Raw genomic sequence first — 8,864 nt, 5'->3', positions numbered from 1 at the left:
CACCGACATCGCGGCGGCGAGCGGACTCGCCGTCGACGGCGGGATCGTGGTCGACGCCACCGGGCGCACCTCGGTCGGGAACATCTACGCGGCAGGCGATGTCGCGAAGCGATTCTCCCCCCGTGAAGGCCGGCACGTGCGCGTCGAACACTTCGACAACGCGAACCGCCAGGCCGCGGTCGTCGCCGACACGATCGTCGGACGGCAGTCGCTCTCCGACGACCCCCACTGGTTCTGGTCCGATCAGTACGACACCAACATCCAGTTCGCCGGATCGGCTTCCGGAACAACCGAACTCGTCGTCCGCGGTGACACCGACAGCGGAGAGTTCTCGGTCTTCTACCTCGCCGGCGACGTTCTGACCGCCGCCTTCGCGATGGACCGCGGCGAGGACATCATGGCGGCCCGCGAACTCGTCGGTCGCAGAGTCGACGCAGCGCTGCTCGCCGACGAGGACACCGATCTGTGGGAGATGTACGAGGAGGTCGAGTCCGCATGACGATCACCGGACTGAACCACATCGACGGCAACTGGGTACCGGCCGCCTCCGGCGCGGCCTTCGAACGCCGCAACCCCGCCGACGAGACCGACCTGATCGGCACCTTCCCGGACTCCGACGCCATCGACGTCCGCAACGCCGTCGATGCTCTCGACAAGGCCGCGCCCGAATGGGCCGCCGCCCCGCCCGAACGCCGCGCCGCGATCCTCGAAGCAGCCGCCGACCACCTCGCCGCACACTCGGCCGAACTCGTCGACGAATTGATCCGCGAAGAGGGCAAGACCCGCGCCGAGGCGTCGATGGAGGTGAGTCGCACCCCCATGAACCTGCGCTTCTACGCAGGTGAGGCACTGCGCGCCACCGGTGCGACCTTCCCGGCACCGGGCTCCACGACCATCTACACCGTGCGCGAACCGATCGGGATCGTCGGTGCGATCACGCCGTGGAACTTCCCCCTCAACATCCCCTCCCGCAAGCTCGGGCCCGCGCTCGCGGCCGGCAACACGGTGCTGTTCAAGCCGTCCGAGATCACCCCACTGATGGGACAGCGACTCGTCGAGGCCCTGCTCGCCGGCGGTCTGCCGGCCGGCGCGATCGCGCTGGTCCAGGGCGACGGCAAGGCCGGTGCGGCGGTGTCCGGCGACGAGCGGATCGCAGCGGTGACCTTCACCGGGTCCACCGAGGTCGGACGCGCCATCCACCGCAGCGTCGGCCCCGACCGGCGCGTGCAGCTGGAGATGGGCGGCAAGAACCCCGTCGTCGTCCTGGACGACGCCGACCTCGACGCGGCGGCCGCGCTGATCGTCAAGGGCGCCTTCGGATTGTCGGGCCAGGCGTGCACCGGCACCAGCCGGGTCGTCGCCGTCGACGCGATCCACGACGAACTGCTCGAGAAGGTCGCCGAACGCACCCGCGCACTGCGGGTGGGACCGGGTTCGGGTGCCGCCGTCGATGTCGGCCCGCTCGCGAGTCGCGGTCAGCTCGACAAGTTCCTCGAGTACGTCACCATCGGCACGGACGAAGGCGCACGGCTCGTGTGCGGCGGCGTGCGATGCGAGGACGACGCGCTGCGAGACGGATTCTTCGTGCGGCCCACGGTCTTCGCGGACACCGTCCCGGGGATGCGCCTGCTCACCGACGAGATCTTCGGCCCGGTCCTGGCCTTCCAGCGCGCCGGCTCCTTCGACGAGGCACTCGCCCTGGCGAACGACACCGCCTTCGGGCTCAGCGCCTCCGTCGTCACCCGGAGTCTCCCCGCCGCACAGCGTTTCATCGCCGGATCGCGGACCGGGCTCGTGAAGGTCAATCAGCCCACCACGGGAATGGCCATGAACGCGCCGTTCGGCGGCTACAAGCAGTCGAGCACGCAGACCTTCAAGGAACAGGCCGGCCCGACGCTCATGCAGTTCTACCAGTCCGAGAAGACCGTCTACCTGTCCCCCGACGCCTGACCGGCGACACCGACCCTCGACAAGCCTGGAGGAAAGACCATGGAGTTCAAGCGAGTGGCCCGATCCGGGCAGGTGCCCGAAGGCATCGTCCGCCGGTTCTACGCCGAGGACTACGAGTTCGCCATCTCCCGACTGGACGGCAAGGCGTACGCGACGTCCAACTACTGCTCACACCTCGACTGCCTGCTGTCGTCCGGCAAGCTCGTCCAGGACGGCATCGGATGCTCCTGCCACGGAAGCGCATTCGACCTCGAGACCGGTGAGCCGATCTGCCCGCCGGCCACCGAGCCCATCAAGACCTATCCGTGCGAGGAGCGCGACGGCGAGATCTTCGTCGGGATCGACCCCGCCGAGCCGCCGGAAGGACCCCGTCGACGTCGGATGCGGTCGGCATGACCCGGCGCGCGACACGACCGGCGACGCTCGCGACCGGAGGCATGGTCGCGTCGAGTCATCCGCTCGCGAGCCTCGCCGGGGTCCGCGTCCTCGAGGACGGTGGCAACGCCGTCGACGCGGCCCTGGCGATGGCAGCGGTCACGTGGCTGACCCTGCCCGGGCAGTGCGGCATCGGCGGCGACGCGTTCGCCGTGGTCCGCGAGCCCGACGGGTCGGTGTGGACCGTCAACGGCAGCAGTTACGGACCCGACGGCGGTACACCGGATTTCTACCGGGCACGGGGACTCGACGCGATCCCGCTCGACGGGGCGCTCGCCGTCGCCGTTCCCGGCGCACCCGCCGCGCTGGCGGCACTGCACCGGCGGGGAGCGAGCAGGTCGCTGCCCGAACTGTGGGCGCCGGCAGCCCGGATCGCCGAGAGCGGCCTGCCGTGCTCGGCGAAAACCCGAACCGATGTGCAGACCGCTCTGCATGCGATCCGCGGCGACGCCGGACTCGCCTCGGTGTACGCACCGGGCGACCGGGTCCCGCGCCTCGGCGACGTGCTTCCCCAGCCCGATCTGGCCCGCACGATCCGTGCCCTGGCCGAGGATCCGGCATCGTTCTACACCGGCACGCTCGCCGAACGCTGCGTGGCTGCGCTGCAGGGGGGCGGAGCACCGTTCAGCGGCGACGAATGGCAGGCCGGGGCGTCAGTGGACGCGGAGGCGGCGCTCACCGGCAGCTATGCCGGTCACGTCGTGCACCAGACCCCGCTCCCCACACCGGGATGGATGGTGCTGCACCAGGCCGCCCTGTGCGACGACGCGCTCGGCACCCACCCTGTGCTCGGCGCGGCGTCGATCGACCGGATGGCCCGCGCGGCCACCGTCGCCTTCGAAGACAGGCTCCGCTGGTGCTCGTCGGACAACGACGGGGTCACACGGGTGCTCGATCCCGTGAACATCGCAGCCGGTCGCGCACGGATCGACGGGCGTGCACCGGCCGAGGCGTTCGCCGTCTCCGCCGGGGACACGACGTCGTTCGTCGCCGTGGACTCCGAGGGGCGGGCGGTGTCGTTCATCCACTCGCTGGCGTTCACCTTCGGAGCGAAGCTCACGGTGCCCAGGACGGGCATCGTGCTCAACAACCGGCTCGGTCGCGGTGCCTACCTGATCGACGGGCATCCGAACGAGGTGGCGCCGCGCCGCAAGCCCCTGCACACGCTCAACGCGTGGATCGTCACCGACTCGGCGGGCGAGCTGCGGCATGTGGGCAACACGCCCGGCGGCGACGGCCAGGTGCAGTGGAACATGCAGTTGCTGTCGCACCTGCTCGACCACGGTCTCGACCCCCAGGAGGCGGTCTCGGCGCCGCGCTTCACCGTCTTCCCGGGATCGGACGCCAACGTGCTCGGCGAACCGACCGCGTTGCGGATCGAAGGCGACGTCGCCGACGGCGTGTGCGACGAACTGCGCGAACTCGGCCACCTGGTGGAAGTGCTCGAACCACTCGACGCCGAGGGCAGCGCGCAGGTGATCTCGATCGACGACCGCGGGATGCTCTCCGGCGGCAGCGATCCACGACAGGAGGGGGTGGCTCTGGGTGTCCTCTGACATTGCTTCGCAATGGGTGTCCACTGATGTGACTGCTGTTGCACCGCGTCCGCAGGGGCGATACGTCCCGGCCGTGTTGGCCGGCGACACCGTCCGCACGGCGGGCATGACCCCACGGCGAGACGGCGAGCTGATCCTCACCGGACGGGTCGGCGCGGAGGTCACCGTCGAACAGGCCCGGGCCGCCGCGGTCGTCGCGGTGGGCAACGCGTTGGCGGCGATCCGCGCGACGCTGCCGGAGGGCACGTCGTTCCGGCCGGTCGAGATGGTCGTCTACGTCGCGAGCGCGCCCGGTTTCGTCGATCTGTCGGTGGTCGCGGACGGCGCGTCGGACGTGATCGAACGCGAACTCGGTGTGGATGCGCTACCGGCGCGCACCGCCGTCGGCGTCCACACCCTGCCCGGCGGGGCACCGCTCGAGATCGCGCTGACCGCCGTGTGCGGATAGACGGAGGTTCACAACCGAGAAACGAGGCTCACAACCCTGGTGGTCGACCATCAGGGTTGTGGGCCTCATCTGTGGGTTGTGAACCTCGGGGACGAGTGCTCAGCGCTTGGCGCCGATGTCCTCGAGTTCGGCTGCAAGATCGACACTCTCGGACGGTCGCTGCCACCGATACACTCCGCCACCCTGGGCGTAGGAGAGGTGACCGCCGAGAGCGCCGCCGACTCCGACCGCGCCGAGACCGATCAAAGTCCATATCGTCCCCGCCCGGTCGTGGCGGGCACGTCGCGCACGATAGGACGTCGCCATGCAGATCACCCCGATCGCGTTGGACACGGCGTGCACCGCACCGACCCTGCGCTGAGGGGCATCCTCCAGGGTGGAGAAGTCGGTGTAGCCGGTGACGATCGTCGGGACGGCCGCGCCCAGTCCCAACGCGACGAGTCGCCGGGACGCGGTGCGCTGCCCGGGCAGCGTGTCCAACGCCGCCGCGGACACCCACGACCCGATCGGGACGGTGACGAGGAGCGGATGGACGGGGTGTCCGAGCCAGGAACCTCGGAGCAGGTCGTCGACGACGGAGCCGTCGAGGACTCGCCGTATGCGCTGCGCGATGCGCTCGGCGGGCCGATCCACAGCGTCGAAGGATTCGACGGCGCGCAGGAGTTCGTGCAGGTTCATGATGAGGCGATACCCGTCGGCAACAGATACGAATCGCCGGGTGACCGTGATGCGACGGCACCCTTCGATCGCTGGCCATGACGACGGCGGCATTCGTATTTCTGTCGTATCCCGAGGGCAGCATGTGGCCGTGACCGAAAAGACCATCGGGCTTCCCGAGGACTATCCGCAATTCCTGGACGAACTCAAAGCACAGGTTCGTCGAGCGCGTCTACGGGCTACACGCGCCGCGAATACCGAACTGCTCATCCTGTATTGGACGCTCGGGCACTCCCTTCTCGAGCGTCAACGTGTACACGGCTGGGGATCGAAGGTCGTCGACCAACTGGCCAGGGACCTGCGCTCCGAGTTTCCACACATGCGCGGTCTCTCGCGCCGCAATCTCTTCTACATGCGGTCCTTCGCGGACGCCTGGCCCCAGGAAATAGTGCAACAGCCTGTTGCACAATTGCCATGGGGACATGTGACGGTCCTTCTCGACAAGCTCGACAACCGAGAGCTTCGCGACTGGTACGCAGCTCGCGCAGCAGAACACGGGTGGTCGCGTCACGTTCTGACCCATCAGATCGCCGGGCAGTTACACCGCCGTGTAGGTGCCGCACCGTCGAATTTTCCGGACCATCTTCCTCCACAGGACTCCGACCTCGCACAGCAACTCGTCCGCGACCCGTACATCTTCGATTTCCTCGATCTCGACGAGCGGGCCGCGGAACGAGAACTCGAAGTGGCACTGATGACACGCCTCGAACAGGTACTCCTCGAACTGGGGCACGGGTTCGCGTTCGTCGGCCGCCAGTACCACTTCACCGTCGACCACGACGACTTCTACATCGACCTGCTCTTCTTCAATTGGATTCAGTCGCGCTTCGTGGTGGTCGAGCTGAAGATCGGCCGGTTCGAGCCCGAATACGCCGACAAACTCGGTTTCTACGCCTCCTGGGTGGACGAGAACCTGCGAGTCGCGGACCGGCACGCACCGACCATCGGGATCCTGCTGTGCGCGGGGCGCAACGACAACGTCGTGCGCTATTCGCTCGCGGGCACGACCGCTCCCTTGGCGGTTGCGAACTACACCTACGACACCCTGCCCGAACCCATCCGCGAACTCGTGCCTACCGACAGCGAACTCGCCGACGCGGTCGATGCGGCCTGGGACGAACTCACGACGGACCGCGCCGACGAAGACACCCCGCAGAGCTGACACCGCTCGTCGGCAACTCCGGGGCCCGGGACTACTTCTCGTCGAGCGGTTTCGCTCCCAGCACGTCCTTGAGCAGCTCGATCGCGACTTCTTCCGGATCGCGGCGCGTCGACGGGTCGCCGGGCGTGGCGGCCTCGGCGAACATCTCCTCGACGTCCGCCTCCGTCATCTGCGACGGGTCGGGCGGCGGCGCGTCGTAGCCGGGGCCCGGGTCGTCGGGAAGATCGGGGGCTTCGGGCGGCGGGATGTCGTCGACGTTCTCCGCGGACTGGCGTGTGAACGTCGGGGCAGCCGACGGTGCGGCCGCCGGTCGCTGCGGCACAGCGGGGGCTTCGACGGGTGCGGGCGGCGCGGCATTCTTCGCCTGGCTCGGCCGGGAGAAACGCGGTTGACCCGCCGGACGCGAATTCTTCTCGGGCGCCGGGGTTCTGGCAGGTGCCTCCGCAGCAGCGGATCCGTGGACGCAGGTGACCTCGAACTCTCCACCGAAGACCGCCTTCAGCGCATCGGCGATGACCGTGGCGTTGCGCGCGTCGGCGAGTCGCTTCGCGAGCGGAGCGGAGTCGTGCACGAGCACGACGCGGGTGCCGTCGACCGATCGGACGGTGGCGCCCGAGAGCATCACCTCGACGGTGCGGCTGCGTTCGCGGACCTTCGCGCGCACCTCCGACCACACACCCCGCATCTGGGCCGCGTCGGGACCGCCTGTCGCGCGGGCGGGTTCGGGCTCGGGTTCGGGAGCAACCGGCTCCTCGGGAGCGGGCGGCGGAACCTCCTGCGCGGCAACCTCGTCGGGCACACTCTGCGGCTGTGGAGCCTCCGGGACGACGGGAGGTTGCGCGGCGGCGGGAGGCGGTGTCGGGGCAGATGCCGGCTGGGCCGGTTCGGGCTGCACCGGTGCCTGCTGGGCAGGGGGTTGCTGGGCAGGGGGTTGCTGGGCAGGAACTTCCGGCTGCGGCTGAGCGGCCTCGCGGGGCTGAGCAGTCTCGCGGGGCTGAGCAGTCTCGCGGGGCTGAGCAGTCTCGTTGGACGGTGCGGCAGGCGCCGCCTCCGCTGCCCGGCGCTGGGAGGGACGCTGGAAACGTGCCGCGGGTTCGTCGGGCGAGATGGGCGGTGCGGCAGGCGCGGCGGGTGCTGCCACCGGCTTCGGCGCGGCACCTCCCGCCGGGGCTGCGACGATGCCCTGCTCGAGTCGTTCGAGGCGTTGCAGTACAGCGGTTTCCGCGTCGGACGCCGCGGGGAGCAGCATGCGCGCGCACATCACCTCGAGCAGCAGACGCGGCGACGTCGCACCGCGCATCTCGCCGAGCCCGGCGTGCACGATCTCGGCGTAGCGGGTGAGGGTGGCCGGACCCAGGCGGGTCGCTTCGTCGCGCATCCGCTCGAGGACGTCGCCGGGAGCGTCGACCAGTCCGCGTTCGGCGGCGTCGGGGACGGACTTCATGAGGATGAGGTCGCGGAGGCGTTCGAGAAGGTCGACGGCGAAGCGACGCGGGTCGTGCCCGGCGTCCATGACCTTCTCGACGGTGCCGAACAGCGCCGCGCCGTCGCCGGCCGCGAGCGAATCGACGGCCTCGTCGATGAGGGCGACGTCGGTGACGCCGAGCAGCGACAGGGCGCGCTCGTAGGTGACGCCCTCGGGGCCGGCACCGGCGAGGAGCTGGTCCATCACCGACAGCGAGTCGCGGGGGGATCCACCGCCGGCACGGATGACCAGCGGATAGACCGCGTCCTCGACCGGCACGTTCTCCTGGCCGCAGATCTGCTCGAGCAGACCCCGCATCGCCGTGGGAGCGAGGAGCCGGAAGGGATAGTGGTGCGTGCGCGACCGGATGGTGGGCAGCACCTTCTCGGGCTCGGTGGTCGCGAAGACGAAGATGAGGTGCTCCGGCGGCTCCTCCACGATCTTGAGCAGGGCGTTGAAGCCCTGCGTGGTGACCATGTGCGCCTCGTCGATGATGAAGATGCGGTAGCGCGATTCGGCCGGAGCGTAGAACGCGCGGTCGCGGAGTTCGCGGGTGTCGTCGACACCGCCGTGGCTCGCGGCGTCGAGTTCGGTGACGTCGAGGTTGCCTCCACCGCCCGGGCCGAGCGACACGCACGACCGGCACGTGCCGCACGGTGTGGACGTGGGGCCGGTCTCGCAGTTGAGCGAGCGGGCGAGGATGCGCGCCGAGGACGTCTTGCCGCATCCACGAGGACCCGAGAACAGGTAGGCGTGGTTGATGCGGCCCGTGTCGAGCGCCGTACTGAGGGGCACGGTGACGTGCTCCTGCCCCACCACCTCCGCGAAGGTCGCAGGTCGATACTTCCGGTACAGAGCCACGCGCCGAGCGTACCGGCGGCTCCCGACATGCACGGAGGTCGGTCCGTCGACATCTGTGGCCGAGACCACTCTTGCGTTAACGATATATCGAGATCTATCGTGATCGTATCGACAAAGAAGGAGACGCACGGATGCGAACCCACGAACATCCCCGCGGCCGTCGCCGCGCCGTGCACGATCGAAATCTTCCCGGCGGCCCGTTCCGCGCCGACGGACCCCGCCGTCGCGGACACCACCCGCACGACGACGAACCCGGCTTCCGCCCGCACC

At 69.4% G+C, this 8,864-nt stretch carries 8 protein-coding genes; 6 read left to right on the top strand and 2 right to left on the bottom strand.

Features of this window, described 5'->3' with window-relative positions; all coding sequences use genetic code 11:
• The 5 genes from ACLBYD_RS20200 to ACLBYD_RS20180 all read left to right on the top strand — a co-directional run.
• Positions 1-499, top strand: a 499-nt coding sequence (locus ACLBYD_RS20200) for an oxidoreductase C-terminal domain-containing protein (RefSeq protein WP_447817848.1), incomplete at its 5' end; no start/stop codon positions are given.
• Positions 496-1,950: an aldehyde dehydrogenase family protein gene (locus tag ACLBYD_RS20195; protein WP_447817847.1), complete on the top strand. Its 1,455-nt coding sequence runs from the start codon at positions 496-498 to the stop codon at positions 1,948-1,950. The genes ACLBYD_RS20200 and ACLBYD_RS20195, both read left to right, overlap by 4 nt.
• Positions 1,951-1,989: 39 nt before the next feature.
• Positions 1,990-2,346, top strand: coding sequence for a Rieske (2Fe-2S) protein (locus ACLBYD_RS20190; RefSeq protein ID WP_006552493.1), 357 nt, complete (start codon positions 1,990-1,992; stop codon positions 2,344-2,346).
• Entirely contained in the window at positions 2,343-3,941 is a 1,599-nt protein-coding gene (locus ACLBYD_RS20185) for a gamma-glutamyltransferase family protein (RefSeq protein ID WP_447817846.1), read from the top strand. The genes ACLBYD_RS20190 and ACLBYD_RS20185 overlap by 4 nt, the downstream gene beginning before the upstream one ends.
• A gap of 28 nt (positions 3,942-3,969) precedes the next feature.
• The gene (locus ACLBYD_RS20180) at positions 3,970-4,389 is read left to right on the top strand and encodes a RidA family protein (protein ID WP_447817845.1); all 420 of its coding nucleotides are present in this window, start codon (positions 3,970-3,972) and stop codon (positions 4,387-4,389) included.
• Between the two features lie 99 nt (positions 4,390-4,488).
• Here ACLBYD_RS20180 and ACLBYD_RS20175 read toward each other — a convergent pair whose 3' ends face one another.
• The gene (locus tag ACLBYD_RS20175; protein WP_447817843.1) at positions 4,489-5,067 is read right to left on the bottom strand and encodes a DUF2231 domain-containing protein; all 579 of its coding nucleotides are present in this window, start codon (positions 5,065-5,067) and stop codon (positions 4,489-4,491) included.
• 130 nt (positions 5,068-5,197) lie between these two features.
• Here ACLBYD_RS20175 and ACLBYD_RS20170 point away from each other — a divergent pair, with 130 nt between their 5' ends.
• A complete protein-coding gene (locus ACLBYD_RS20170; RefSeq protein ID WP_447817842.1) occupies positions 5,198-6,268 on the top strand; it encodes a PDDEXK nuclease domain-containing protein in 1,071 nt (356 codons plus the stop codon).
• A 31-nt stretch (positions 6,269-6,299) separates the two neighbouring features.
• On the opposite strand, the gene ACLBYD_RS20165 is transcribed toward ACLBYD_RS20170, so the two are convergent.
• Complete coding sequence (locus tag ACLBYD_RS20165) at positions 6,300-8,594, bottom strand: DNA polymerase III subunit gamma and tau (protein WP_447817841.1); 2,295 nt, start codon at positions 8,592-8,594, stop codon at positions 6,300-6,302.
• Positions 8,595-8,864 lie beyond the last annotated feature (270 nt).

The organism is Rhodococcus sp. C26F (genome assembly GCF_053345925.1).
This window is presented reverse-complemented; position numbering and strand designations above follow the sequence as displayed.